At 67.7% G+C, this 23909-nt stretch carries 25 protein-coding genes; 12 read left to right on the top strand and 13 right to left on the bottom strand.

Annotated features, from left to right (window positions below; genetic code table 11):
* Window positions 1-10: 10 nt before the first annotated feature.
* From DELCS14_RS22335 to DELCS14_RS22315, 5 genes are all read right to left on the bottom strand, one after another.
* Complete coding sequence (locus tag DELCS14_RS22335) at window positions 11-631, bottom strand: LysE family translocator (protein WP_013803669.1); 621 nt, start codon at window positions 629-631, stop codon at window positions 11-13.
* A 105-nt stretch (window positions 632-736) separates the two neighbouring features.
* Window positions 737-1114, bottom strand: a complete 378-nt coding sequence (locus DELCS14_RS22330) for a RidA family protein (RefSeq protein WP_013803668.1) — start codon at window positions 1112-1114, stop codon at window positions 737-739.
* A gap of 161 nt (window positions 1115-1275) precedes the next feature.
* Window positions 1276-2136: a tryptophan 2,3-dioxygenase gene (kynA, locus tag DELCS14_RS22325; protein ID WP_013803667.1), complete on the bottom strand. Its 861-nt coding sequence runs from the start codon at window positions 2134-2136 to the stop codon at window positions 1276-1278.
* A complete protein-coding gene (locus DELCS14_RS22320; RefSeq protein ID WP_172642988.1) occupies window positions 2133-3338 on the bottom strand; it encodes an amino acid aminotransferase in 1206 nt (401 codons plus the stop codon). The genes kynA and DELCS14_RS22320 overlap by 4 nt, the downstream gene beginning before the upstream one ends.
* A 75-nt stretch (window positions 3339-3413) precedes the next feature.
* Window positions 3414-4841, bottom strand: a complete 1428-nt coding sequence (locus DELCS14_RS22315; RefSeq protein ID WP_013803665.1) for an amino acid permease — start codon at window positions 4839-4841, stop codon at window positions 3414-3416.
* A 138-nt stretch (window positions 4842-4979) separates the two neighbouring features.
* Between DELCS14_RS22315 and DELCS14_RS22310 the strand changes: the two genes are divergently transcribed.
* The gene (locus DELCS14_RS22310; RefSeq protein WP_012204096.1) at window positions 4980-5450 is read left to right on the top strand and encodes an Lrp/AsnC family transcriptional regulator; all 471 of its coding nucleotides are present in this window, start codon (window positions 4980-4982) and stop codon (window positions 5448-5450) included.
* Window positions 5451-5497: 47 nt separating this feature from the next.
* Here DELCS14_RS22310 and DELCS14_RS22305 read toward each other — a convergent pair whose 3' ends face one another.
* Window positions 5498-5818 (bottom strand): YkgJ family cysteine cluster protein, encoded by a 321-nt coding sequence (locus DELCS14_RS22305; protein ID WP_013803664.1) that lies wholly within the window; start codon window positions 5816-5818, stop codon window positions 5498-5500.
* Between the two features lie 199 nt (window positions 5819-6017).
* Between DELCS14_RS22305 and DELCS14_RS22300 the strand changes: the two genes are divergently transcribed.
* Genes DELCS14_RS22300 through DELCS14_RS22290 form a run of 3 tightly spaced genes read left to right on the top strand, consistent with a single transcriptional unit; the run spans window position 6018 to window position 8508 of the window.
* The gene (locus tag DELCS14_RS22300; RefSeq protein WP_012204098.1) at window positions 6018-6359 is read left to right on the top strand and encodes a FeoA domain-containing protein; all 342 of its coding nucleotides are present in this window, start codon (window positions 6018-6020) and stop codon (window positions 6357-6359) included.
* Window positions 6356-8299: a ferrous iron transporter B gene (locus DELCS14_RS22295; RefSeq protein WP_013803663.1), complete on the top strand. Its 1944-nt coding sequence runs from the start codon at window positions 6356-6358 to the stop codon at window positions 8297-8299. The genes DELCS14_RS22300 and DELCS14_RS22295 overlap by 4 nt, the downstream gene beginning before the upstream one ends.
* Before the next feature lie 14 nt (window positions 8300-8313).
* Window positions 8314-8508, top strand: a complete 195-nt coding sequence (locus tag DELCS14_RS22290; protein WP_013803662.1) for a hypothetical protein — start codon at window positions 8314-8316, stop codon at window positions 8506-8508.
* 86 nt (window positions 8509-8594) lie between these two features.
* On the opposite strand, the gene argF is transcribed toward DELCS14_RS22290, so the two are convergent.
* Together argF and DELCS14_RS22280 are read right to left on the bottom strand one after the other, a co-directional pair.
* A complete protein-coding gene (gene argF / locus DELCS14_RS22285; protein ID WP_012204101.1) occupies window positions 8595-9527 on the bottom strand; it encodes an ornithine carbamoyltransferase in 933 nt (310 codons plus the stop codon).
* Between the two features lie 10 nt (window positions 9528-9537).
* Window positions 9538-10734: an aspartate aminotransferase family protein gene (locus DELCS14_RS22280; protein ID WP_013803661.1), complete on the bottom strand. Its 1197-nt coding sequence runs from the start codon at window positions 10732-10734 to the stop codon at window positions 9538-9540.
* 350 nt (window positions 10735-11084) lie between these two features.
* Between DELCS14_RS22280 and DELCS14_RS22275 the strand changes: the two genes are divergently transcribed.
* Window positions 11085-11402 carry a DUF3579 domain-containing protein gene (locus tag DELCS14_RS22275; RefSeq protein ID WP_012204103.1) on the top strand — a complete coding sequence of 106 codons (318 nt, stop codon included), beginning with the start codon at window positions 11085-11087 and terminating at the stop codon, window positions 11400-11402.
* A gap of 229 nt (window positions 11403-11631) precedes the next feature.
* Here DELCS14_RS22275 and rpsT read toward each other — a convergent pair whose 3' ends face one another.
* On the bottom strand, window positions 11632-11928 hold the full coding sequence (gene rpsT, locus DELCS14_RS22270; RefSeq protein ID WP_034398277.1) for a 30S ribosomal protein S20: 297 nt from the start codon (window positions 11926-11928) through the stop codon (window positions 11632-11634).
* 177 nt (window positions 11929-12105) lie between these two features.
* Between rpsT and murJ the strand changes: the two genes are divergently transcribed.
* Window positions 12106-13671 carry a murein biosynthesis integral membrane protein MurJ gene (murJ, locus tag DELCS14_RS22265; RefSeq protein WP_034391199.1) on the top strand — a complete coding sequence of 522 codons (1566 nt, stop codon included), beginning with the start codon at window positions 12106-12108 and terminating at the stop codon, window positions 13669-13671.
* Window positions 13672-13729: 58 nt separating this feature from the next.
* Complete coding sequence (locus DELCS14_RS22260) at window positions 13730-14575, top strand: tetratricopeptide repeat protein (RefSeq protein ID WP_013803659.1); 846 nt, start codon at window positions 13730-13732, stop codon at window positions 14573-14575.
* Window positions 14576-14605: 30 nt separating this feature from the next.
* Here the strand turns inward: DELCS14_RS22260 and DELCS14_RS22255 are convergent, their stop codons facing one another.
* Both DELCS14_RS22255 and purM read right to left on the bottom strand, forming a co-directional pair.
* Window positions 14606-15664, bottom strand: coding sequence for an AI-2E family transporter (locus DELCS14_RS22255; RefSeq protein WP_012204107.1), 1059 nt, complete (start codon window positions 15662-15664; stop codon window positions 14606-14608).
* A gap of 17 nt (window positions 15665-15681) precedes the next feature.
* The gene (gene purM / locus DELCS14_RS22250) at window positions 15682-16734 is read right to left on the bottom strand and encodes a phosphoribosylformylglycinamidine cyclo-ligase (protein WP_013803658.1); all 1053 of its coding nucleotides are present in this window, start codon (window positions 16732-16734) and stop codon (window positions 15682-15684) included.
* 323 nt (window positions 16735-17057) lie between these two features.
* Between purM and hda the strand changes: the two genes are divergently transcribed.
* From hda to folK, 4 genes are all read left to right on the top strand, one after another.
* Window positions 17058-17756, top strand: coding sequence for a DnaA regulatory inactivator Hda (gene hda, locus DELCS14_RS22245; protein ID WP_026062235.1), 699 nt, complete (start codon window positions 17058-17060; stop codon window positions 17754-17756).
* A gap of 88 nt (window positions 17757-17844) precedes the next feature.
* A complete protein-coding gene (locus DELCS14_RS22240) occupies window positions 17845-18546 on the top strand; it encodes an HAD family hydrolase (RefSeq protein WP_013803657.1) in 702 nt (233 codons plus the stop codon).
* The gene (gene pcnB, locus DELCS14_RS22235) at window positions 18543-20132 is read left to right on the top strand and encodes a polynucleotide adenylyltransferase PcnB (RefSeq protein WP_012204111.1); all 1590 of its coding nucleotides are present in this window, start codon (window positions 18543-18545) and stop codon (window positions 20130-20132) included. The genes DELCS14_RS22240 and pcnB overlap by 4 nt, the downstream gene beginning before the upstream one ends.
* On the top strand, window positions 20107-20622 hold the full coding sequence (folK, locus tag DELCS14_RS22230) for a 2-amino-4-hydroxy-6-hydroxymethyldihydropteridine diphosphokinase (protein WP_013803656.1): 516 nt from the start codon (window positions 20107-20109) through the stop codon (window positions 20620-20622). Before pcnB ends, folK begins: the two co-directional genes overlap by 26 nt.
* 84 nt (window positions 20623-20706) lie before the next feature.
* Here the strand turns inward: folK and DELCS14_RS22225 are convergent, their stop codons facing one another.
* Entirely contained in the window at window positions 20707-21675 is a 969-nt protein-coding gene (locus DELCS14_RS22225; RefSeq protein ID WP_043781175.1) for a tripartite tricarboxylate transporter substrate binding protein, read from the bottom strand.
* A gap of 91 nt (window positions 21676-21766) precedes the next feature.
* A complete protein-coding gene (locus DELCS14_RS22220) occupies window positions 21767-22819 on the bottom strand; it encodes a CDP-6-deoxy-delta-3,4-glucoseen reductase (RefSeq protein WP_013803655.1) in 1053 nt (350 codons plus the stop codon).
* Between the two features lie 69 nt (window positions 22820-22888).
* Between DELCS14_RS22220 and DELCS14_RS22215 the strand changes: the two genes are divergently transcribed.
* The gene (locus DELCS14_RS22215) at window positions 22889-23908 is read left to right on the top strand and encodes an SDR family oxidoreductase (protein WP_013803654.1); all 1020 of its coding nucleotides are present in this window, start codon (window positions 22889-22891) and stop codon (window positions 23906-23908) included.
* Window position 23909: the final 1 nt, after the last annotated feature.

Raw genomic sequence — 23909 nt, 5'->3', positions numbered from 1 at the left:
CGGCCAGCCATCATGCCAGCATGGCCGCCACGCTGGCGACCAGCAGCAGGGCCAGCAGGCGGTGGAACAGGCGCTGGCGGCGTTCGGTGCGCAGCCAGCCCGAAAGCAGCTGCCCCAGCAGCGCCCAGCTGCCGACCCCCACCAGGCAGGCCAGCAGCGAAATGGCGCAAAACTGCAGCAGCGCCCACGGCGCATTCGCGTGGGGCAGCACGAACAGGCCCACGCCGGCCAGCGCCACCAGCCAGGCCTTGGGGTTGAGCGTCTGTACGGCCGTGCCCTGCAACAGCGCTTGCAGCAGGGCCTGCAGCGGGCGCTGCGATCCGGCCTGCTGCTGCGCACCGGCCTGGCCCACAGGTGCGTTGGCCAGCCGCCAGGCCAGCCACAGCAGATAGGCGGCGCACAGCCACTGTGCGGCCGTGGACAGCTGCGGCAGCGTCTGCAGCAGCCACTGTGCGCCCTGGCCCATGACCCAGACCACGGCCGCATAGCTGGCGCTGGCGCCCAGCACATAGGCGGCAGAGACCAGGCGCGAGCGGGCTGCGCCGTGGCGCAGGGCCAGCACATTGACGGGGCCGGGCGTGATGGCGCCGACGAGGGTGAAGACGCCCATGGCGAGCAGCGAGGAGGACATGAGATTTCGCGCGGACGCAGGACTGCACAAGGCCCGCAGTCTCGTCCCGCACGCCGCCCCTGTATTGAACGCAATTGCGGGGCGCCGGCATGTCCGTCACATCCTCTAGGGGAGCATGGCGTAGGCCACGATCTCCAGCTTCATCCCCGGCACCACCAGCGCCGAAATCCCCATGCTGGAGCGGTTGGGATAGGGCGCCTCGAAGAACTCGCGGTACACGGCGTCGATGGCCGGCATGTCGGCCACGTCGGTCATGTAGATCAGCACCTGGGTCACATGCGCCAGCGTGCCGCCTGCGGCCTGCAGCGCGTTGCGCAGGTTGGTGAAGGTCAGGCGCGCCTGCTGTTCGATGGGGCCGGTGTCGATGCTGCCGTCGGGCCGCACGGGGCCGTGGGCCGTGAACAGCATCTGGCCGCTGGCCTTGACGGCCCAGGAGAAGGGCTGCTTGAGCGGCGGCAGTCCCACGTCGATGATTTGCTTCATGGATTTCCTTGTGTTTTGACTACATGCGAAGGCATGGTGTTCTTGCGCCGGAAACTTGGCGCGGCCCATCGGCGGACGCCGAGCAAGGGCCGTCCCGCAGCGATGGTGTCGTCCCGCGCCCGCGCAGCGAGAGCGGGGGAAGCGGCAAAGCCGCTCAGGGGTCACAGTTTCGTTCTCACGGACCAGATTTCGGGGAACAGCACCACGTCCAGCATCTTGCGCAGATAGCTGACGCCGCCGGTCCCAGCCGTGCCGCGCTTGAAGCCGATGACGCGCTCCACCGTGGTCACATGGCGAAAGCGCCACAGGCGGAAGGCGTCCTCGATGTCGGCCAGCTTTTCGCCGAGCTGGTACAGGTCCCAGTGCGACTGCGGGTCGCGGTAGACCTGGGCCCAGGCGGCCTCGACCTCGGGGCTGGCCGTGTAGGGCTGGGTCCAGTCGCGTTCCAGGTGCCCGGCAGGAATGGCCAGCCCCTGGCGTGCCAGCAGGCGCAGGGCCTCGTCGTACAGGGAAGGTGCGCGCCATGCGGCATCCACCCGGGCCAGCAGGTCGGGCCGGTGGGCATGGGGCTGGAGCATGGCGGCATTCTTGTTGCCCAGCGCGAACTCGATGCAGCGGTACTGGTAGCTCTGGAAGCCGCTGGAGCTGGCGAGATACGGGCGCATGGCCGTGTACTCGGTAGGCGTCATTGTGGCCAGCACGGACCAGGCGCCGACCAACTGCTCCATGATGCGGCTCACGCGGGCCAGCATCTTGAATGCGTCGGCATGGCGGTCGGCCGCCACGGCGGCCGTGGCCGCGCCCAGCTCGTGCAGCATCAGCTTCATCCACAGTTCGCTGGTCTGGTGCTGGATGATGAACAGCAACTCGTCATGCGTGGGCGACAGCAGTTGCTGTGCGCCCAGGATGGCGTCCAGCTGCAGGTAGTCGCCATAGCTCATGGACTGGCTGAAATCCAACTGCGCCTTTTCCTCGGCGACGATGCGCTCGGTCAGGCCGCAATGGACGGGGCAGCCGCTCATTGCGGTGCCTCCAGCACCGTGGCAATGGCGTCGGCCACGTACTGCACGTTGGCGGCGGACAGGCCCGACATGCACATGCGGCCCGAGCGGATCAGGTACACGCCGTGTTCGTCGCGCAGGCGGTGGACCTGGGGCTCGCTGATGCCTGTGTAGCTGAACATGCCGCGCTGGGTCAGCAGGAAGCCGAAGTCGCGCCGCTCGCCAAAGCGTTCATGCAGCGCGCCGTGCAGCTGGGCGCGCATGTCCTTGATGCGGCCGCGCATCTGCGCCAGCTCCTGCGCCCATTGGGCGCTCAGTTCGGGCGACGCCAGCACCTGCTGCACCAGGCGCGCGCCACGGGTGGGGGGCGAGGAATAGTTGCTGCGCACCGTGGCCTTGAGCTGGCCCAGCACATTGCCGGCCGTGGCCGCGTCGCTGCAGACCACGCTGAGGCCGCCCACGCGTTCGCCATACAGCGAGAAGTTCTTGGAAAACGAGTTGGCCACAAAGGCCTGGGCGCCCGCATCGGCCAGCGCGCGCACGGACCAGGCGTCTTCATCGAGCCCATCGCCAAAGCCCTGGTAGGCCATGTCCACGAAGGGGATCAGGCCGCGCTCCACGATCACGGGGATCAGTTGCTGCCACTGCTCGCGCGACAGGTCCACGCCCGTGGGGTTGTGGCAACTGGCATGCAGCAGCACAACGCTGCCCGAAGGCAGGCCGCGCAGTGTCTGCAGCATGGCGTCGAAGCGCAGGCTGCCCGTGGCCGCGTCGTAGTAGGGGTAGCTGTGGGTGCGCAGGCCCGCGCCCTGAAAGATGGCCAGGTGGTTGTCCCAGGTGGGATCGCTGAGCCAGACCTCGGCGTCGGGGAAATAGTGCTTGATGAAGTCCGCGCCCAGCTTGAGCGCGCCCGAGCCGCCCAGGGTCTGCACGGTGGCGATGCGCTGCGCGCGCACGGCCTCGTGCTCAGCGCCGAACACCAGGTTCTGCACCAGCTGGCGGTAGGGGGCTATGCCTTCGATGGGCAGGTAGCCGCTGGGGCTTTGCTCGCGGGCCAGGGCATCGCCAGCCTGGCGCACGGAGTCCAGCACGGGCAGGCGGCCGGCCTCGTCGAAATACAGGCCGATGCTCAGGCTGACCTTGTCGGCGCGTGGGTCCTGCTGAAAGGCTTCCATCAGCGACAGGATGGGATCTCCGGGGTAGGGCGGGACGTGGCTGAACATCGAGGCGCGGGCGGTATCGAGGGGGGCAAGAGTCGTCATGTTTCTAAGGGAGGGAGAAAAACGGGAGGCCGGATGTCACCGGGCGGGAACCTGGGCTTGGGCTTGGGCTGAGGTTTGGGTCTGAGGGGCGGGCTGGCCGGCCCGCTTGCGGTACCAGATGGCGTAGATGGCGCCCAGCAGCAGCAGGAAGGGCAGGCCGGTGAGCACGGTCAGGCGGAACACGTCGGTGAACAGCGTGGACACCAGGGCGGCCAGCATCAGAGCCGCGCCCAGCAGCGTCAGCACCGGAAAGCCCCACATGCGAAAGGCCAGCGGCTTGTTGCCCTGGCGCACCCAGTGGATGCGGAAGAACAGGTGGGTCACGAAAATCATGAACCACGTGAACATGGCGCCGAACATGGCCACGGCCATCATCAGCATGAAGGACTGCTCGGGATTGATGATGTTGAACAGCGTGGCCACGGCAATGCCCAGGCAGGACAGCAGCAGCGCCGGCAGCGGCACGCCGCGCGAGTTCACGCGGCCCAGCACGGCGGGCGCATGGCCGGCGCGCGAGAGGCTGAACATCATGCGGGTGGTGATGTACAGCTGGCTGTTCATGGCCGACAGGGCGGCCACCAGCACCACGAAATTGACCACGCTGGCCGCGCCGGGCAGGCCGATGATCTCCATCACCTTGACGAAGGGGCTGCCGTCCTTGCCGGCGGCCGACCACGGCACGATGGCCAGCATCAGCGCGATCGTGGCCAGATAGAACACCACCAGGCGCACCATGGTGGAGCGGAAGGCGCTGGTGACGGCGCGCTGCGGGTCCTTGGCCTCGCCAGCGGCCACGGCGATCATCTCGATGCTCAGGTAGCTGAAGATGGCGATGATCACGCCCACCCAGGTGCCCCACAGGCCGTTGGGGAAGAAGCCGCCGTTGTTGACGTAGTTGACAAAGCCCACGCCGGCCGGGCGGGTGCCGAACACCACCCAGGCGCCGACCACGATGAAGGCCACGATGGCGATGATCTTGATCATGGAGAAGCTGTACTCCACGGCGCCGAAGGCCTTGACGCTCATCATGTTCACGCCGATCAGCGCGCCCGAGAAGATCACCACCCAGGCCCAGCGCGGCACCTCGGGGAACCAGTAGCCCATGTACAGGCCCACGGCCGTCACCTCGGTGCCCACGGCCAGCACCACGCAGGCCCAGTAGGCATAGCGCACCACGAAGCCGGCCCAGGGGGCGATGTAGTGCTCGGCATAGGCGCCGAACGAGCCCGAGGTCGGGTGGGCCACCGTCATCTCGGCCAGGCAACCCATCAGCAGCAGCGAAATCACCGCGCCGATGGCATAGCTGATCAGCACGCTGGGCCCGGCGAAGCCGATGGCAAAGCCGCTGCCCAGGAACAGGCCGGTGCCGACGGCACCGCCGATGGCGATCATGGTCATCTGTCCGGCGGACAGCTGCTGTTGGAGTCCGGCTTCGCGCTGGACGATGTCTTCGAAGGCTGGCATGGGTTGTTGTCTCCGTTGCTGTGGGGGGCTTCGGAGGCGGATGCTAGTTACGGCCTTCGCAGGGCGTTTAGTAGTTATCCCTAAATGCGCTTGATCTTGGATAAGTTATTCTGTGAAACATGAATTCATAGGTGGTTTATGTCAATCGAGATCGACAGAACGGACCGGCTGCTGATCCGCGCCTTGCAGGACAACGCGCGGCTGACCTCGGGCGAATTGGCGCAACGCGTGCACTTGTCGCAATCGCCGTCATGGCGGCGCATCAAGCGGCTGGAGGATGAGGGCGTGATCACCGGCTACCACGCCGCGCTGAGCCGGCGCGCCATCGGCTTTGGCGTGCTGGCCTTCGTGATGGTGGGCATAGACCATCAGAACGAGGAGTCATCGCGCCACTTCCAGGAAGCCGTCTGCGCCATCCCCGAGGTCGTGATGTTCCACGGCATCTCGGGGCCGGAAGACTTCCTGCTGGTCGTCGTGGCGCGCGATCTCGATGCCTATTCCGATCTGCTGCTCACCCGCCTGCACCGGCTGCCCGGCGTGCGCCAGGTGCACACGCATTTCTCGCTGCAGGAGTTCAAGGGGCAGCTGGCGGGGCTGCCCGTGGAATAACGGCTGGTGGTGGCGGCTGTTGGCGGCCGGCTGCGCCTGGCTGGTTGCTACAGCAGGCCGCTGTCCAGCGCCTGCATGCCATGGCGCACGCGCACGCGGTTGCAGGCATCGCTGCCGGCCGCAAATTCGCGGCAAGGCGAGGGCCGCCACTCGTAGATGCCGCAATGGGCCTTCTCGCCCACCTTGCCCACCAGCGCTGCGCAGCGCGGGCGCGACCAGTCCGTGCCGCGCATGCGGCAGGTGTGGTCGGTGACTTCCTCGATCAGCCCGGCCGGCACGCGGCCGCCATGCTCCTGCGACTCGTGCACGGAAAAGTCCACGCGGAACGATGCGCAGCAGGCGCCGCAGCTCAGGCAGGGATGGGTCATGGCGTGGGCAAGCAGGTGCAGGTGCGGATCGTGGGAGCGCGATTGTCGCGCGCACGCGTGCGGGGCGCCTGGAACCGGCCAAAAACCATGACGGCCATTTGGCAAGACCCTGTCTCTTACTCCGATACCATGCGCGGGCTTCCCACGGGGATTCGATCAAAATCAAAATGAGAATAAAAATCAGTTGATACAACACGCCATGCATTCGATGAATCCCGGGACGGACGCCACGGCTCCGTCCGCGCTGTCCGCGCCTCCCCATTCCCCTAGCCCGGCCACCGCTGCGGCCATCACCCTGGATGCGCTGCCGCGCCAGGTTCCGGCGCGCGTGGTCGAGCTCCATGCGGCGCGCGACACGGCCGAGCAGGAACTGCTGCTGCGCCTCATGGAAATCGGTTTCCTGCCGGGCGAGCCCGTTCGCATCCTGGCCGCAGGCTTTCCGGGCGACGACCCGCTGGCCGTGCGTGTGGGCCAGGCCACGTTCGCGCTGCGCCGCCATGAGGCGGCCCTGGTGCGCGTGGCACCTGAGGCGGTGGCATGAGCGCGTCGTCCTCTCCCAAACTCATCCAGCCGCTGCAGCCTGCCCAGGGTGGCGGCGGCAGCGGTGATTCCGCGTTGCGCCTGGCCTTGCTGGGCAACCCCAACTGCGGCAAGACAGCCTTGTTCAACCTGCTGACTGGCGCACGCCAGAAGGTGGCCAACTACGCGGGCGTGACCGTGGAGCGCAAGGAAGGCTGGCTGAGCACGGCCAGCGGCCGGCGTGTGCGCGTGCTGGACCTGCCGGGCACCTACAGCCTGCACGCCCACAGCGAGGACGAACGCATCACGCGCGACATCGTCTCGGGCCGCCACGCGCGCGAGGCGCCTCCCGAACTGCTGGTCTGCGTCACCGACGCCACCCACCTGCGCCTGAACCTGCGCCTGGTGCTGGAAGCCCAGCGCCTGGGCCTTCCCATGCTGCTGGTGCTCAACATGAGCGACATGGCCAGGCGCCAGGGCATCGATATCGACCGCGAGGCGCTGTCACGCGCCCTGGGCATGCCCGTGCTGTCCACGGTGGGCGTGCGCCAGGACGGCGCGCGCGAACTGCTGCAATGGCTGGACGGCCCCGAAGCCCGCGCCCTGGCGGCGCCGCAGCTGCAGGCCCCGGCCCGCCCGGGCGATGCGCGCGAGCAGGTGCTGGCCCTGCACCAGCAGGTGGCCCGCATCATGGCCGACTGCGTCAAGGAGCCCGTGGTGGACACCCGGCGCGACGACCGCATCGACGCCGTGGTCCTGCACCCGCTGTGGGGCATGCTGCTGCTGGCGGCCACGCTGTTCCTGATGTTCCAGGCCGTGTTCAGCTGGGCGCAGCCGCTGATGGACGGCATCGAGGGCGGCGTCTCGGCCGTCTCGGCCCTGGTCAACGAGCACATGCCCGAAGGCGCGCTGCGCAGCCTGCTGGCCGACGGCGTGATCGCGGGCACGGGCGCCGTGCTGGTCTTTCTGCCGCAGATCCTGATCCTGTTCCTGTTCATCCTTGCACTCGAGGATTCGGGCTACCTGCCGCGCGCCGCCTTCATGCTGGACCGCATCATGGGCAAGGTCGGCCTGTCGGGCCGCTCCTTCATTCCGCTGCTGTCCAGCTTCGCCTGCGCCGTGCCCGGCATCATGGCCACGCGCTCCATCACCAGCTGGCGCGACCGCCTGGTGACGATCATGATCGCGCCGCTGATGACCTGCTCGGCGCGCCTGCCGGTCTATGCGCTGCTGATCAGCGCCTTCATTCCCGAGCGCACGGTGGGCGGCATCTTCAACCTGCAGGGCCTGGTGCTGTTTGCGCTGTACGTGGCCGGCATCGTCAGCGCCATGGCCGTGGCCGGCGTGGCCAAGTTGGCCGGCCGCAGCGCCGGACCCACGCCGCTGCTGATGGAGCTGCCCTCCTACCGCTGGCCCAGCCCGCGCAGCCTGGCCCTGGGCCTGTACGAGCGCGCCATGATCTTCCTGCGCCGCGTCGGCGGCATCATCCTGACCGTGAGCATCGTGCTGTGGTTCCTGGCCAGCTACCCGGCGCCGCCCGATGGCGTCACCGAGGCGGCCATCCGCTACAGCTTTGCAGGCCGCATCGGCGGCTGGCTGGAGGTGGTGCTGGCGCCGATCGGTTTCAACTGGCAGATCGCCATTGCATTGGTGCCCGGCATGGCCGCGCGCGAAGTGGCCGTCAGCGCCATGGGCACGGTCTATGCCCTGTCCGCCGCCAGCGACGAGGCCATGGCCGAGCAACTGGGCCCGCTGATCGCCCACACCTGGTCTATGGCCACGGCACTGTCGCTGCTGGCCTGGTTCGTGTTCGCGCCCCAGTGCATCTCCACGCTGGCCGCCGTGCGGCGCGAGACCAACGGCTGGCGCTATCCGCTGCTGATGACCGGCTATCTGTTCGCGCTGGCCTACCTTGCCAGCTTCATCACCTACCGCGTGGCCATCGCATTGGGCGCGGGCTGAAAGGAACAAGCACCATGTGGCAGAACATCATCGTAGGGTTGATCGTGGCGCTGGCCGGCTTGTCCCTGGTCTGGCGCTATCTGCCCGCGCGCTGGCGCCAGAAGGCCGGGCAGATGCATCCGGCACTGGCGCCCAAGGATGCGGGCGGCTGTGGCGGCTGCAGTGCCTGCGGCGGGGACAGTTGCGCACCGGACAAGCGGGGGCCGTAAGGCCACGGCCCGAACTTCCACCGGGAAAAAAAGAATGCCTGCAGGCGCAAAGCCTGCAGGCATTCTTTTTTGAGCGGACTGCGTTGTCAGTTCGGCTGGCGGCCCAGCAGCAGGTATTCCATCAGAGCTTTCTGCACATGCATCCGGTTCTCCGCCTCATCCCAGACCACGGACTGCGGCCCGTCGATGACCTCGGCCTCCACTTCCTCGCCGCGGTGGGCGGGCAGGCAGTGCATGAACAGGGCATCGCCACGTGCGGCGGCCATCATTTCGGCGTCCACGCACCAGTCGGCAAAGGCCTTCTTGCGGGCTTCGTTCTCGGCCTCGTAGCCCATGCTGGTCCACACGTCGGTGGTCACCAGGTCGGCGCCCTTGCAGGCGTCCAGCGGGTCCTTGAAGACCTTGTAGCAGCCCTCGCGCGGGGTCTTGCCGCCAAAGGCCAGCTTCTCGTCCACCTCGTAGCCGCCCGGTGTGCTGACGTGGACGGTGAAGCCCAGCAGGTCGGCCGCCTGCAGCCAGGTGTTGGCCATGTTGTTGCCGTCGCCGACCCAGGCGACGGTCTTGCCCTGGATCGAGCCGCGGTGCTCGATGAAGGTGAAGATGTCGGCCAGGATCTGGCAGGGGTGGAACTCGTTGGTCAGGCCGTTGATGACGGGAACGCGCGAGTATTCGGCAAAGCGCACGATCTTGTCCTGGCCATAGGTGCGGATCATCACCAGGTCGGTCATGCGGCTGATGACGCGTGCGCTGTCCTCGATGGGCTCGGCGCGGCCCAGCTGGCTGTCGCCCGTGGTCAGGTGGACCACCGAGCCGCCGAGCTGGTACATGCCCGCCTCGAAGCTCACGCGGGTGCGCGTGCTGGCCTTCTCGAAGATCATGGCCAGCGTGCGGTCGCTGAGCGTGTGGTGCTTTTCGTAGCCCTTGAACTTCTTCTTGATCAGGGCCGCGCGTTCGAGCACATAGGCGTACTCGTCGGCCGTGAAGTCGGAAAACTGCAGATAGTGCTTGATGGCAGTCATAGGCAGGTACTCATTCGGACAGGAATTGCACGATCAGGGGCTTGAGCTTGGCGACCACTTCGTCGGCTTCGGCCTCGGTCATGATCAGCGGCGGCACCAGGCGCACCACGGTGTCGGCGGTCACGCTGAACAGCAGGCCGGCTTCGGCGCCACGGCCCAGCAGGGCGCCGCAGGGCTTGTTCAGCTCGATGCCGATGATCAGGCCCTGGCCGCGCACATCGACCACGCCCTTGACGTCGGCCAGTTCCTTTTGCAGCGTGGCCTTCAGGTGGTCGCCCACCTTGGTGGTGTGGGCCAGCAGGCCGTCCTCTTCCATGATGCGGATGGTTTCGATGCCCGCACGCATGGCCAGCGGATTGCCGCCGAAGGTGGAGCCATGGTTGCCCGGCTGCAGCACGGTGGCCGCCTTGCCATGGGCCACGACGGCGCCGATGGGCACGCCCGAGCCCAGGCCCTTGGCCAGGGTCATCACGTCGGGGATGATGCCGGCCCACTGGTGGGCGAACCACTTGCCCGTGCGGCCCATGCCGGCCTGGACTTCGTCGAACATCATCAGCCAGCCGTTGGCATCGCACAGTGCGCGCACCTGCTGCATGTACTCGATGCGCATGGGGTGCAGGCCGCCTTCGCCCTGGATGGGCTCCATCATCACGGCCACCACGTCGGGGTTGCCGGCCGTGGCCTGCTGCAGCGCCTCGAAGTCGTTCACCGGCACGCGCAGGAAGCCGTCGAGCAGGGGGCCGAAGCCGTCGCGCACCTTGGGGTTGCCCGTGGCCGTCATGGTGGCGATGGAGCGGCCGTGGAAGGCATGCTCGTAGACCACGATCACCGGCTTGGCGATGCCCTTGTCCACGCCGTACTTGCGCGCGATCTTGATGGCGGCCTCGTTGGCCTCCAGGCCCGTGCTGCAGAAGAAGACATTGGTCATCTTCGAGCGCTCGGTCAGCAGCTTGGCCAGCGTTTCCTGGCCGGGCACGTGGTAGTAGTTGGAGGTGTGGATGAGCTTGGCCACCTGGTCCTGCAGCGCAGGCACCAGCTTGGGGTGGTTGTGGCCCAGCGTGTTCACTGCAATGCCGCCCAGCGCATCGAGGTACTGCTTGCCGTTGACGTCCCACACGCGGCAGCCCTGGCCTCGCTCCAGAGCGATCGGTACGCGGCCATAGGTGTTCATCACGTGGGGCGAGGCAGCCTCAATGAAAGCGGTCATTGCAAAAATCTCCTGAGCTGGAAAGTAAACGGCATCCGGGCGTTGCCGCCGCAGATGCCTGAAAAACAGCGAAGCCCGATTCTAGGGGCCGCGCGATGGCCTACCGTTGCGGTTTGCGCATCACAGCCATGCAATGAGCCTACGCCACACTTGGGTAGTGCGCTGCAACAAGGCCTCAGCTCTTATATAAGAGATAAAATGCCGGCTTGGCCTGCTGGCAGCGATCCTGCCTGTGGGCTCTGACTTTTTTGAAGGACTTGCGCAAACAGGACGTGGCAGGGCGCCGTGCCCCTTGGCAGGTCGCCTGTTGTGTTCCTTGTTGCGCAAGTCGTATTTTGGCGTGCATCCTGATGGTCTCTCCCTCCAGCAAAGAACTGTTCATCCAGGGCATCACCCACGAAGGCAAGACTTTCCGGCCCAGCGACTGGGCTGAGCGGCTGGCAGGCGTCATGAGCCAGTTTCGCCCCGGTGGTGCCCAGCGCGGCAGCCACCTGAGCTACTCGCCCTGGTGTGTTCCCACAACGCTCAATGGCGTCAAGTGCGTGGTCGTGCACCGCGACCTGCGCGACTACGAGCCCATGGCCTGGGATTTCTGCCTGAACTTCGCCAAGGACAACAACCTGCAGGTTGCCGAGGCCTGCCTGATACCGGACGAGCCGGCCCGCTGAGGCCGGCTTCTTTTTTTGCGGGTCGTTCCCGTCCGATGTGAAGCGCGCCTGGGGTGCGTTTTTTTTCGCCTGTGCTCCGGAGAATGGGGCTTTTTTGGTGGATCCTGCGGATGCAGGAGCATCGTTCAGGCACAAAAAAACCGCCCGAAGGCGGTTTTCTCGTTCGCTGACAGCGCACCCGTTACAAACGGCAGATGGCCGGAGCCATCCGTGCGGTTGCCTAATTGGATTAGGCGGCTGCCAGGGCCTTGACCTTGGCGGACAGGCGGCTCTTGTCGCGAGCGGCCTTGTTCTTGTGGAAGATGCCCTTGTCGGCGATCGTGTCCAGAACGGATTGGGCTGCGGCAAACAGTTCGGTTGCCTTGGCCTTGTCGCCAGTCAAAACGGCCTTTTCGACCTTCTTGACGGCGGTGCGGTACTTGGAACGCAGCGAGGTGTTGGCTGCGTTGAGCTTGGTGTCCTGGCGGACGCGCTTGCGGCCGGAGGCGAGACGGGGGTTCTTCTTTGCGGGCTTGGATGCCATGATATGTATTCCTAGTGTCTGAGGATGTTGTCGGCGAAGCGCGGGATTATAGCACGCAGCCCGGACAGGGCCTTGAGGGCCCAGGCCGCACGGGCCCGCCTGTTGCAACGGAGTGCAAGAGCGGCCAGGCCCGCCTGGGGCGCCGGCCGGCGGGGCATGCCAGCGCATACACTCCCCACGGTGTCACTGTTCAAAGCCGCCTCCACCGTTTCCCTGCTGACGCTGGCCTCCCGTATCACCGGGCTGGTGCGCGATCTGCTCATGGCCTCCATGTTCGGAGCCAATGCGCTGACCGATGCGTTCAATGTCGCCTTCAGGATTCCCAATCTCTTTCGGCGGCTGTTCGCCGAGGGGGCCTTCAGCCAGGCCTTCGTGCCGGTGCTGGCCGCAAGCAAGGCCAAGGAGGGGGACGAGGCCACGCGCACGCTGATCTCGCACGTGGCCACGCTGCTGTTCTGGGTGCTGCTGGTGACCTGCGTGCTGGGCGTGGTGGGCGCGCCGCTTCTGGTCTGGCTGCTGGCCAGCGGCCTGCGCCAGTCGCCCGAGGGCTATGACGCCGCCGTGCTGATGACACGCTGGATGTTCCCCTACATCGGCTTCATGTCGCTGGTGGCGCTGTCTGCCGGCGTGCTCAATACCTGGCGGCGCTTTGCCGTCTCGGCCGCCACGCCGGTGCTGCTGAACCTGGCCATGATCGCCGCCGCCTTCTGGGGCGCGCCCTGGCTGCAGGCGCGTGGCATCGAGCCCATCTATGCCATGGCCGGTGGCGTGATGCTGGGCGGCGTGCTGCAGCTGGCGGTGCAACTGCCTGCGCTGGCGCGCCTGGGCCTGCTGCCGCGCATCGGCTTTTCGCCAGCTGCGCTGCGCGAAGCCTGGGCCGAGGCCGGCGTGCGCCGCATCCTCAAGCTGATGGCGCCGGCCCTGCTGGGCGTGGGCGTGGCACAGGTCTCGCTGATGATCAACACCCAGATCGCCTCCTATCTGCAACCGGGCAGCGTGACGTGGCTGTTCTATGCCGACCGGCTCATGGAGTTTCCGACGGCGCTGCTGGGCGTGGCGCTGGGCGTGGTGCTCACCCCCCAGCTGGCCGCTGCCAAGGCGGCCGATGACTCGGAGCGCTACTCGGCCATGCTGGACTGGGGGCTGCGCCTGGTGGTGCTGCTGTCCGTGCCGTGCGCCGTGGGCCTGCTCACTTTTGCCGAGCCGCTGGTGGCCACGCTGTTCCACCGCGGTGCGCTGCAGGACAGCGACGTGGGCCAGATCGCCCTGGCGCTGGTCGGCTACGGCGCAGGCCTGGTGGGCCTGGTGGCCATCAAGGTGCTGGCGCCGGGCTACTACGCCAGCCAGGACATCCGCACGCCCGTCAAGATCGCCATCGTGGTGCTGGTCATCACCCAACTGCTCAATCTTGTCCTGGTGCCCTTCATGGCGCATACCGGCCTGGCACTGTCCATCGGCCTGGCGGCCCTGGTCAATGCGGGCTGGCTGCTGTGGGGTCTGCTGCGCCGGGGTGTCTACCGTCCCAAGCCGGGCTGGGGCCGGCTGGGCTTGCAGGTGGTCGCGGCCAGCAGCCTGCTGGCCGTGCTGCTGACCTGGGGCAGCCAGCATTTCGACTGGATCGCGCTGCGCGCCAACGGCTGGCAGCGTGTGGGCCTGCTCGCCGCGCTGATGGCCGCCTCGGTGCTGCTGTACTTCGGTGCGCTGTGGGCGGCGGGGCTCAAGCTGCGCGCACTGCTGCGGCGCTGAGAGGCATCGCCCAAACCCGCATAATTGCAGGCTTGGGCGCTGCAATATACAAAGCATCATGAGCTGGAGTTACGAAGACACGCCAACGGCCCTGCAATACTTTGCAGCGCTGGTGCAAAGCGATGACCACCTGCCGTTGATGGAGGCGGCAATCAGCATCGCCCAGGATGCCGTGCCCGATCTCGACTTGCAGGCGGCCAGCGCCGAGCTGGACCGGCTGCAGGTGCGCCTGCTCCAGCGCCTGGCCGGCGAAACCGATTCCCTGCAGCGCCTGCGCGTGCTCAACCAGTTCTTCTATGGCGAGCTGGGCTTTGGCGGCAATCTCAACGATTACTACGACCCGTCCAACAGCTACATCCACCATGTGCTGCAGACGCGGCGCGGCATTCCCATCAGTGTGGCGCTGATCTGGCTGGAGCTGGCTGCGGCCATCGATCTGCCGGCACAGGGCGTGAGCTTTCCCGGGCATTTCCTGGTCAAGCTGCGCCTGCCCCAGGGGCAGGTGGTGATGGACCCGCTGAGCGGTGAATCCTTCTCGGCCAACAGCCTGGCCGAGCGGCTGGAGCCCTTCTGGCAGAACGCCGGCCTGTCCGCCGAGGAGGCGGCTCCGCTGGGCATGTACCTGCAGGGCGCATCGCCGCGTGACATCCTGGAGCGCATGCTCCGCAATCTGCAGGAGATCCACCATGCGCGGCGCGACTGGCCGCTGCTGGTGGCCGTGCTCAACCGGCTGGCCGTGCTGCGGCCCGACATGCCGGAGATCTTCCGGGACCGGGGGCTGGCCTATGCGCAATGGGGAGTGACCGAGCGTGCGCTCGAAGACCTGGAGCGCTTCCTGCATTCCCAGCAGGGCGCGCAGGCCGTGGCCGTGCGCGAGGTGATCCGGCGGCTCAGGGGGCTGTAGCGGCGGCAGCCCCCAGGGTCGGAGCGCTGCTCAGACCAGCCGGACGGCTTCCAGCTCTTTCTTGAGATAGGCGTAGAACAGTGGCGCCGCCACCAGGCCTGCGGGGCCGAACACCGACTCGGCCACGAACATCACGGCCAGCAGCTCCCACACGCCCATGTGCGTGCGCTGGCCCACCACCTTGGCGTTGATCACGTACTCGGCCTTGTGGATCAGGATCAGAAAGCCCAGGCAGGCCGCGGCGGCCACCGGGGAGACCGACAGTCCCACGATGGTGATCACCGCATTGCACAGCAGGTTGCCCACGATGGGCACCAGGCCCGCGATGAAGGTCAGCGTGATCAGGGCTGGCGTGTAGGGCAGGGTCAGGTTCCAGTGCGGCAGCACGCCCAGCAGGAAGATGGCCGTCAGGAAGGTGTTGAAGGCCGCAATCCAGAACTGCGCCGCCACGATCTGGCGGAAGGCCAGCCCCATGAGCCGGATGCGTTCGCGCAGCGCAGCCACCAGGGGCGGGCGGCGCGTGGTGATGGGACGCACGGCGGCCAGCGCGCCGATGATCAGGCCCACATAGGCGTAGAGCAGGCCGGTAAGCCAGGCGCGGCCCGCATGGGCCAGGGCGCCGGCCTTGGCCGCCAGGTAGCTGGCCAGCAGGTGCTGGATTTCCTGCGCGCCGTCCGGCAACTGGTCGGCCATGTCGGCGGGCAGCTTGTCACGCAGCTCCAGCACCGTGTGGGCCAGATAGTCGAGCAGCTCGCGGTACTGCTGCGGCGCGTCGGTGATGTAGGTGCGTGTATGCGAGAGCGCGCCGCTCAGCAGGGCCAGCGGCGCAAGAATGACGATGGTGGCTGCCACCAATTGGGTCCAGCGCGGCAGCGAGCCGCGCCGGGCCTTGGGCTGGGCCCGTGCCAGCAGCCCGGCAAGGGCGCGCGTGACCAGAAAGCCCACGCAGACACAGAGCATGCCCGGCAACAGGCCCTGCCACATGATCAGCAGCAGGGCGCCTGCCATCAGCACATAGCTGGAAAGCGTCACGCCGCGCGTGGGCGCGGGCTGCGGGGAGATGATGGGCGAGGGCAGGTGCTGGGTCATGCGCTGCGGGCCCGTGGTCAGCGGACCTCGACAGGCTCGCCCTCGCCGCGTGCGGCGATGCGTCCGATGGTGTAGACCGTCTCGCCCAGCTGCTTGAGCGTGGCGGCCGTGGCTTGGGCAGCTTCGGCGGGCACGACAACGACCATGCCGATGCCGTTGTTGAAGGTGCGGTTCATTTCCACGGCGTCGATGCCCGCCGTCTTCTGCAGCCAGGCGAACAGCTCGGTCTGGGGCCAGCTGCCGGCATCCAGGTGGGCGGCCAGGCCTTCGGGCAGCACGCGGGGGATGTTCTCCAGCAGGCCGCCGCCGGTGATGTGGGCCAGCGCCTTGATGGGGTGCTGCTCCAGTGCGGCCAGCACGTTCTTCACGTACAGGCGCGTGGGTTCCATGATGGCCTGCTTGAACGGCTTGCCGTCCAGCGATTCGGGCAGGCTGCCCTGGGCTTCGGCGCGCTCGATGCACTTGCGCACCAGGGAAAAGCCATTCGAGTGCACGCCGGCCGAGGCCAGACCCAGCACCACGTCGCCTGCGGCCACGCTCTGGCCCGTCAGGATCTTGGATTTTTCGACGGCGCCGACGGCAAAGCCCGCCAGGTCGTATTCACCGGCCGGGTACATGCCGGGCATTTCGGCGGTTTCGCCGCCGATCAGTGCGCAGCCCGACAGCTCGCAGCCGCGTGCAATGCCGCCGACCACGGCAGCGGCCGTGTCCACGTCCAGCTTGCCGCAGGCGAAATAGTCGAGGAAGAACAGGGGCTCGGCGCCCTGGACCAGCACGTCGTTGACGCTCATGGCCACCAGGTCGATGCCCACGGTGTCGTGCATGTTCCACTCGAAGGCCAGCTTGAGCTTGGTGCCCACGCCATCGGTGCCCGAGACCAGCACGGGTTCCTTGTAGCGCTTGGGCACCTCGAACAACGCGCCGAAGCCTCCGATGCCGGCCATCACGCCTTCGCGCATGGTCTTCTTGGCCAGCGGCTTGATGCGCTCGACCAGCGCATCGCCAGCGACGATGTCGACGCCGGCGTCTTTGTAGGAAATCGGGGTAGAGGAGGGGGCAGAAGAGCTCATGGATGGGTACGGTGCGGTAGGCCCGATGCCGGGCTGGAACCCCGGGATTCTACGGCGCCGGCCGCCGGCAGGCGCGCGCGCCAGTGGGCTTCGAGGGGGCTTTCGTTGCACATGCGGGCCGGCTGCCGCCGTGCCGGGCGCCGCGCAGACTAAAATCCCTCGTCCGCCCGGGAGCTCCCGGGCGTTGTCCGCCTTGCCGCAGCGCTGCGCCGAGGCGGGCCTGTCTTTGCTCTCAACCCAATGCCGTTGCCGATTCCTCTGCCTGCTTTTGCCGCATGGACCCGCCTGGATACAGGAAAGGGGGCGCTGCGCGTATGTCGCAGATGAAGCAGCTGGCTCTGGATATCAGCATGGCGTCGAGTCCGACGCTGTCGCGCTTTTTCGTCGGTCCCAATGCCGCAGTGATCGATCATCTGCGCCACTGGGTGGGCGATGGCCGCATGCAGACCGCCCGCACGCCGGTGCCCACCTATCTTTGGGGCGAGTCGGGCTCGGGCAAGACCCACCTGCTCAAGGCCGTGCGCGAGGCGCTGCGCGAGCAGGGCGCCATGGTGGGCTGGATGGATGCATCCACCCTGTTCCCGCCGCCGTTCGACGAGCGCTGGGCGGCGGTGCTGATGGACGACGTGGACATCTACACTCCGCTGCAGCAGGCGCGGGCCTTCAACTGGTTCGTGAATGCGACGAGCCCGGCCACGGGCTCGCCGCGCTGGGTGCTGGGAGCCGGCCCCCTGCCGCCGGCCGACCTCAAGCTGCGCGAGGATCTGCGCACGCGGCTGGGCTGGGGCCATGTGTTCCAGCTGCAACTGCTCGATGAAACCGCGCGCCGCGCGGTGCTGCGCCAGGAGGCCGATGCCCGTGGCGTTTTTCTGGGCGACGATGTGATGGACTACATGCTCAAGCGCTTCTCACGCGACCTGGGCAGCCTGATGCAGCTGCTCGACATGCTCGACGGCTTTGCGCTTCGCAACAAGCGCGCCATCACCATTCCGTTGCTCAAGACGATGCTGGAAACCGAATGAGCCCACATTCTCGTGTGGGCAGGGACTGCGGGAGCCGGCGGAGCCTGCGTTGCAAGGGCAGCGCGGGACCCATTTTTTTAGGATATGCATGACCTCTGATCAGAAGCAACTCCGGCCCCGGCTGGCGTTGTTCGACCTGGACCATACGCTGCTGCCGCTCGATTCGGACTACGAGTGGGGCGAGTTCACGACGCGCATCGGCTGGACCGATCCGGCCGAGTTCGGCCGCCGCAACGCCGAGTTCTTCGCGCACTACCAGGCCGGCACGCTCGACGTGCACGACTATGTGCGCTTTGCCACCGAGGCCTTCTGCGGCCGTGGCGCGCAACAGGCCGACGAGGCGCATGAGCGCTTCATGCGCGAGGTGATCACCCCCGCGATCCGTCCCCAGGCGCTGGAGCTGCTGCGCACGCACCAGCAGGCGGGCGACCAGATCATCATCGTCACGGCCACCAACGAGTTCGTGACGCGCCCCATCGCCGCCGCACTGGGCGTGCAGGAGCTGATTGCCGTGGAACTGGAGCGCGACGCCCAGGGCTGGTTCACGGGCGAGATCCGTGGAACGCCCAGCATGCGCGACGGCAAGGTCCAGCGCATGCAGCAGTGGCTGGATGCGCGTGGCCTGGACTGGGGCGGCGTGGAGAGCTTCTTCTACAGCGACTCCTGGAACGACGTGCCCCTGCTCGAACGCGTGGACCATCCCGTGGCCACCAACCCCGACGCACGGCTGCGCGCCCTGGCCCAGGAACGTGGCTGGCGCATTCTGGACCTGTTTGGCGAAGCACCATGATCAAGAACATCATCGACAAGCTGCTGGGCAAGACCTCGGCTGCCCCCCGCGCCCGCAAGTCCCCCTTCGGCAAGCGCCAGGAAGTGCCCGTGCAGGTGCACGGCATCGACCCCAACCTGGTGGACCGGCGTGCCATCGACGTGGTCGAGACGCTGCAGGACGCCGGCTACGAGGCCTACATCGTCGGCGGCGCCGTGCGCGACCTGCTGCTGGGCCTGCGCCCCAAGGACTTCGACGTGGCCACCAATGCCACGCCCGAGCAGGTCAAGGGCCTGTTCCGCCGCGCCTTCATCATCGGCAAGCGCTTTCGCATCGTGCACGTGGTCTATGGCCGCGGGCGCGAGAACGAGGTCATCGAAGTCTCCACCTTCCGCGCCTTCCTGGACAACAGCGCGGCCGAGGCCGTGAGCGGCAACGAGCGCACCAGCAAGGCCCAGCTCGCCGGCATGCACCATGCGGTGGACGCCAGCGGCCGCGTGCTGCGCGACAACGTCTGGGGCCCGCAGGACCAGGACGCCACGCGCCGCGACTTCACCATCAACGCCATGTACTACGACCCGCGCACGCAGATCGTGGTGGACTATCACAAGGGCATCGACGACGCCAAGAAGCGCATGCTGCGCATGATCGGCGACCCGGCCACGCGCTACCGTGAAGACCCGGTGCGCATCATCCGCGCCGTGCGCTTCGCGGCCAAGCTGGCGGGCAAGGGCTTCAAGATTGAGCCCAAGACCGCCAAGCCCCTGGTGGAATGCGAGCCCTTGCTGGCCGATGTGCCGCAAAGCCGCCTGTTCGATGAAATGCTCAAGCTGCTGCAGACCGGCCACGCGCTGGCCTCGGTGGAGCAGTTGCGCGGCCTGGGCCTGGCGCGCGGCATCTACTCGCTGCTGGATGTGGTGGTCGAGCGCGCGGAGCAGCCCTTTGTGCGCGCCGCGCTGACCGACACCGACCGCCGTGTCGAGGAAGGCAAGCCTGTGGCGCCCAGCTTCCTGCTGGCCTGCGTGCTGTGGCATGACGTCAAGACCGGCTGGGAGCGCCGCCTGAACCAGCGCCAGCACCCCTTCCCCGCGCTGCAGGAATCCATCGACGAAGTGTTCGACCAGCGCATTGGCGATGTCTCGGGCCGCGGCAAGCTGGCTGCCGACATGCGCGAGATCTGGGTCATGCAGCCGCGCTTTGACAAGCGCACGGGCGCCACGCCGTTCAGCCTGGTGGCCCAGCCGCGCTTTCGCGCAGGCTTCGACTTCATGCGCCTGCGCGCCGACATCGGCGAGGTCGATGAAAGCCTGGCCAGCTGGTGGCAGGAATTCCAGAACGCCGACGACGCGCGCCGCGACGACCTGATCGCCCAGGCCCGCGACGAGCAGCGCGCCCGCCAGCGCAGCGCCGAGCCCAAGGTGCACCGCGTGGCCAAGGCCCGCCCTGCGCGCGAGGACGCCGGCGCTGGCGAAGCGCAGCAGGCCGATGCACCTGCCGCCGCCTTGCCCCAGGTGGAGGGTGAGGAAGGGTCAGCGCCCAAGAAGCGCCGCCGCCGTCGCCGCAAGCCACAGGGCGGTGGTGATGGCGCCGTGGGCGGGGATGACTGAGCCGGGGCATTGGGTCGCCATTGGCCTGGGCGCCAATCTGGGCGACCGGGGCCAGGCGCTGGCCCAGGCGCTGCAGGCCATTGGCGGCCTGCCGGGCACGCGCCTTGTGGCCGTGTCCTCCCTCTACAGCACGGCGCCCGTCGATTCCAGCGGTCCGGACTACCTGAATGCCGTGGCCGCCGTGCACACCACGCTGCAGCCGCTGGCGCTGCTCGATGCGCTGCAGGCCATCGAACTGGCGGCCGGCCGTGAGCGTCCCTACCGCAACGCGCCGCGCACGCTGGACCTGGACATCGAACTGTGGGACGACGAGCGCATCGCGCTGCCGCGCCTGAGCGTGCCGCACCCGCGCATGCACGAGCGCGCCTTCGTGCTGGTGCCGCTGGCCGAGATCGCGCCTGAGCGCGTCACGCCAGGGCAATTGCAGGCCGTGGCGGGGCAGGGCATCCGCCTGGCGTACAAGCCTGGCTGGCATCTCCGACAAGCCTGAGTCCCGACAGTGGCCTGAATGAAAAAGCCGCAGCGCCCTGAGGGCGGCTGCGGCTTTTTGCCAGTCGGGACGCGGTGGATCGGCTCAGTCCACCTTCGCTCCGGAGGCCTTGACGATGGGCTGGTACTTGGCGCGCTCGGCGGCCATGAACCTGTCGAATTCGGCGGGCGTGGAGGACACGGGCTCGGCCATCAGGGTCTCGAAGCGGGTCTTGGTCTCGGGCGCGGCCAGTGCATCGCCAAAGGCCTTACTCAGCTTGTCCAGCACGGGCTTGGGCGTGCCGGCCGGGGCCACCAGGCCCCACCAGGTGTCGATGGAAAAGCCGGGGAAGGTCTTGGACAGTGCGGGCACGCCGGGCAGCAGCGTGGTGGGGTTCAGCGTGGTCACGGCCAGCGCCTTGAGCTTGCCGGAGCGGATGTTGGGTGCAGCGGCGGCCAGGTTGTCGATGTTGAAGTCCACCTCGCCCGACAGCAGGGCCAGCTGGGCCGGGTTGGCGCCGCGATAGGGCACGTGAAGGGCGAAGATACCGGCCTTTTGCTTGAGCATTTCGCCGGCCAGGTGGCCCGCGCTGCCGTTGCCGCCGCTACCGTAGTTGAGCTTGCCGGGGTTGGCCTTGGCGTAGGCGATCAGGTCGGCCACGCTGTGGATCTTGAGCTGCTCGGCACGGGCGGCGTTCATCACCAGCACATTGGGCACGCGCACCATCTGGGTGATGCCGGCGAAGTCCTTGCCCGCGTCATAGGGCATCTTGGCGTACAGCCAGGGATTGACGGCATGGGTGGCCGTGGCGGCCAGGCCGATGGTCATGCCGTCCGGCGTGGCGCGGGCAATGGCGTCGGCGCCGATGTTGCCGCCGGCGCCGGCCTTGTTGTCGATGATCACCACTCCCAGGGAGTCACGCACCCGCTCGGCCAGCGCGCGCGAGGTGATGTCCAGCGGACCGCCGGGCGCATAGGGCACGATCAGGCGGATGGGCTCTTGCGCCAGGGCAAGCGGGGAGGCCAGGGCAGCAGCGGCCGCCATGACCGAGAGAAGGCTGTTTCTACGGTTCATAGGGGCGCTATTGTGCAAAAAAATTGCGACACCTGGCTGCGCGCAGGTATGCAGAGCAGTTTTTCTGCGTATTGATTGATCTGCCCTGGCTTCAGGCTGCCTTGTCGGCTTCCGTGGTGAATGCGTCGGCGTAGAACTCTTCGTCGGGCAAGCCACGCTGGTGCACATAGGCCTGGTGCGCGGAATCGACCACGATGGGCGCGCCGCAGGCATAGACCTGGTGGCCCGAGAGGTCGGCAAAATCGTCCAGCACGGCCTGGTGCACGAAGCCCGTGCGGCCGGTCCAGGCGTCTTCGGGCAGGGCATCCGAGACCACGGGCACGTAGCACAGCTGCGGCATGGCTTCGGCCTGTTCGCGCACCCAGGCGTCCATGTAGAGGTCTTCGGGGCGGCGGCCGCCCCAATACAGGGTGACGGAGCGGTGGATGTCCTTGTGGCGGATGTGCTCCAGCAGCGCCTTGATGGGCGCGAAGCCCGTGCCCGAGGCCAGCAGGATGACGGGCTTGTCGCTGTCCTCGCGCAGGAAGAAGCTGCCGAACGGGCCTTCCACGCGCAGGATTTCCTTTTCCTTCATGGCGCCGAACACATGGTCGGTGAACTTGCCGCCCGGCATGTGGCGGATGTGCAGCTCCAGCCCCGGCGCCGTGTCCTGCAAGTGGGGGGCCGTGGCCATGGAGTAGGCGCGGCGGGCGCCGTCGCGCAGGATGAACTCCACGTACTGGCCTGCGTGGTAGCGGAACTTGTCTGCGGCGGGCAGTTGCAGGCGCACCTGCATCACGTCGTGCGACTTCTTCTCCAGCGTGGCCACGCGCACGGGCATTTTCTTGATGGGAAAGGCGCTGGCATCGGTGACCTGGCGCGACTCCAGCACCACCGAGGTGGCCGGCCGGGCGCAGCAGGTGAGCACATAGCCGTCGGCCTCTTCCTGGGCGGTCAGCGCCTTGTCGGCATGCGGGCCATGGGTGACATCGCCACTGAGCTTCTTGCACTTGCAGGAACCGCAGGCACCGTCCTTGCAGCCATAGGGCAGGCCCACGCCGGAGCGGATGGCGGCGGCCAGGATGGTCTCGCTGCCCTGCGTGGCGAAGGCGCGGCCGCTGGGCTGTACGGTGATTTCGTGGGAAGCGTTGGCTATCTCGGTCATGTTCTCGGTATCCTCGGGGGCGCTGGCGGGCGCGTGGAGCGCGCCGGCGATCTTCTTTCCCGGACGGACATGCCGCTGCCGCGACCGGCGGCGCGCGGGTGGCCGCCCTCGCAACAGGCCAGGATTTTGCCCTCAAACCAAAACCCATTGGGCGCGCTGCCGGCGCGCTTTCGACGCGAACGCGTGCTCATCGTCGGCTGCGGCGACGTGGGGCTGCGCGTGGCTGGTGCATTGGCGGGCGCGCCCGACGCGCGCTCTGGCGTCGCACGACGGGGCCCGCGCGTGCTGGCCCTGACGCGTGGCGCCGAGCGCCTGCAGGATCTGCGCGGGCGCGGCATCACGCCGCTGCTGGGCGATCTGGACGCACCTGCCACGCTGCGCCGTCTGGCCGGCCTGGCCACGCGCGTCGTCCATCTGGCGCCGCCGCCCAATCCGCCCGCTGGCGAAGAGGGCTGGTGGCTGGACCCGCGCACCACGGCCCTGCTGCGCGTGCTGCGCCGTCGCGGCCGGCCGGCGAGCCTGGTCTATGGCTCGACCTCCGGTGTCTACGGCAACTGCGAGGGCGCCTGGATCGACGAAAGCCGCCCGCCCGCACCGGCCACGGCGCGTGCCCAGCGCCGCGTGAACGCCGAGCGTGCCGTGCGCTTTGCCGGGCGCGGCGGCCTGCGCGCCAGCATTTTGCGCATCCCGGGCATCTATGCGCCGGACCGGGAAAACGGTACGCCGCGCGGGCGCCTGCTGCGCGGCACGCCCCTGCTGTGCGCCGCAGAGGATGTCTACACCAACCACATCCATGCCGACGACCTGGCCCGCGCCTGCGTGCGGGCGCTGTGGCGCGGCCGGCCGCAGCGCATCTATCACGCCAGCGACGATACGCAGCTGCGCATGGGGGACTATTTCGACTTTGCGGCCGATCTCTACGGCCTGCCGCGCCCCGCGCGCATCACGCGCGAGCAGGCACAGCGCGAGCTGCCGGCCAGCCTGCTGAGCTTCATGGGGGAGTCACGCCGCCTGCGCAACCAGCGCCTGAAGGCCGAGCTGGGCCTGCGCCTGCGCTACCCCACCGTGGAGCAGGGCCTGCGCGCGTGAA

The sequence above is a fragment of the Delftia sp. Cs1-4 genome (assembly GCF_000214395.1).
GTDB lineage: Bacteria > Pseudomonadota > Gammaproteobacteria > Burkholderiales > Burkholderiaceae_C > Comamonas > Comamonas acidovorans.
This window is presented reverse-complemented; position numbering and strand designations above follow the sequence as displayed.

Coding starts and splice junctions, on each gene's coding strand:
- DELCS14_RS22260 (WP_013803659.1), top strand. CDS start 13,730: ATGAGCTGGAGTTACGAAGACACGCCAACGGCCCTGCAATACTTTGCA.
- DELCS14_RS22225 (WP_043781175.1), bottom strand. CDS start 21,675: ATGAACCGTAGAAACAGCCTTCTCTCGGTCATGGCGGCCGCTGCTGCC.
- DELCS14_RS22335 (WP_013803669.1), bottom strand. CDS start 631: ATGTCCTCCTCGCTGCTCGCCATGGGCGTCTTCACCCTCGTCGGCGCC.
- DELCS14_RS22330 (WP_013803668.1), bottom strand. CDS start 1,114: ATGAAGCAAATCATCGACGTGGGACTGCCGCCGCTCAAGCAGCCCTTC.
- argF (WP_012204101.1), bottom strand. CDS start 9,527: ATGACTGCCATCAAGCACTATCTGCAGTTTTCCGACTTCACGGCCGAC.
- DELCS14_RS22290 (WP_013803662.1), top strand. CDS start 8,314: ATGTGGCAGAACATCATCGTAGGGTTGATCGTGGCGCTGGCCGGCTTG.
- DELCS14_RS22215 (WP_013803654.1), top strand. CDS start 22,889: ATGCCGCTGCCGCGACCGGCGGCGCGCGGGTGGCCGCCCTCGCAACAG.
- DELCS14_RS22310 (WP_012204096.1), top strand. CDS start 4,980: ATGTCAATCGAGATCGACAGAACGGACCGGCTGCTGATCCGCGCCTTG.
- DELCS14_RS22315 (WP_013803665.1), bottom strand. CDS start 4,841: ATGCCAGCCTTCGAAGACATCGTCCAGCGCGAAGCCGGACTCCAACAG.
- kynA (WP_013803667.1), bottom strand. CDS start 2,136: ATGAGCGGCTGCCCCGTCCATTGCGGCCTGACCGAGCGCATCGTCGCC.
- DELCS14_RS22305 (WP_013803664.1), bottom strand. CDS start 5,818: ATGACCCATCCCTGCCTGAGCTGCGGCGCCTGCTGCGCATCGTTCCGC.
- DELCS14_RS22255 (WP_012204107.1), bottom strand. CDS start 15,664: ATGACCCAGCACCTGCCCTCGCCCATCATCTCCCCGCAGCCCGCGCCC.
- purM (WP_013803658.1), bottom strand. CDS start 16,734: ATGAGCTCTTCTGCCCCCTCCTCTACCCCGATTTCCTACAAAGACGCC.
- folK (WP_013803656.1), top strand. CDS start 20,107: ATGGCGCCGTGGGCGGGGATGACTGAGCCGGGGCATTGGGTCGCCATT.
- DELCS14_RS22295 (WP_013803663.1), top strand. CDS start 6,356: ATGAGCGCGTCGTCCTCTCCCAAACTCATCCAGCCGCTGCAGCCTGCC.
- DELCS14_RS22320 (WP_172642988.1), bottom strand. CDS start 3,338: ATGTTCAGCCACGTCCCGCCCTACCCCGGAGATCCCATCCTGTCGCTG.
- DELCS14_RS22275 (WP_012204103.1), top strand. CDS start 11,085: ATGGTCTCTCCCTCCAGCAAAGAACTGTTCATCCAGGGCATCACCCAC.
- pcnB (WP_012204111.1), top strand. CDS start 18,543: ATGATCAAGAACATCATCGACAAGCTGCTGGGCAAGACCTCGGCTGCC.
- DELCS14_RS22280 (WP_013803661.1), bottom strand. CDS start 10,734: ATGACCGCTTTCATTGAGGCTGCCTCGCCCCACGTGATGAACACCTAT.
- DELCS14_RS22220 (WP_013803655.1), bottom strand. CDS start 22,819: ATGACCGAGATAGCCAACGCTTCCCACGAAATCACCGTACAGCCCAGC.
- hda (WP_026062235.1), top strand. CDS start 17,058: ATGAAGCAGCTGGCTCTGGATATCAGCATGGCGTCGAGTCCGACGCTG.
- DELCS14_RS22240 (WP_013803657.1), top strand. CDS start 17,845: ATGACCTCTGATCAGAAGCAACTCCGGCCCCGGCTGGCGTTGTTCGAC.
- DELCS14_RS22300 (WP_012204098.1), top strand. CDS start 6,018: ATGCATTCGATGAATCCCGGGACGGACGCCACGGCTCCGTCCGCGCTG.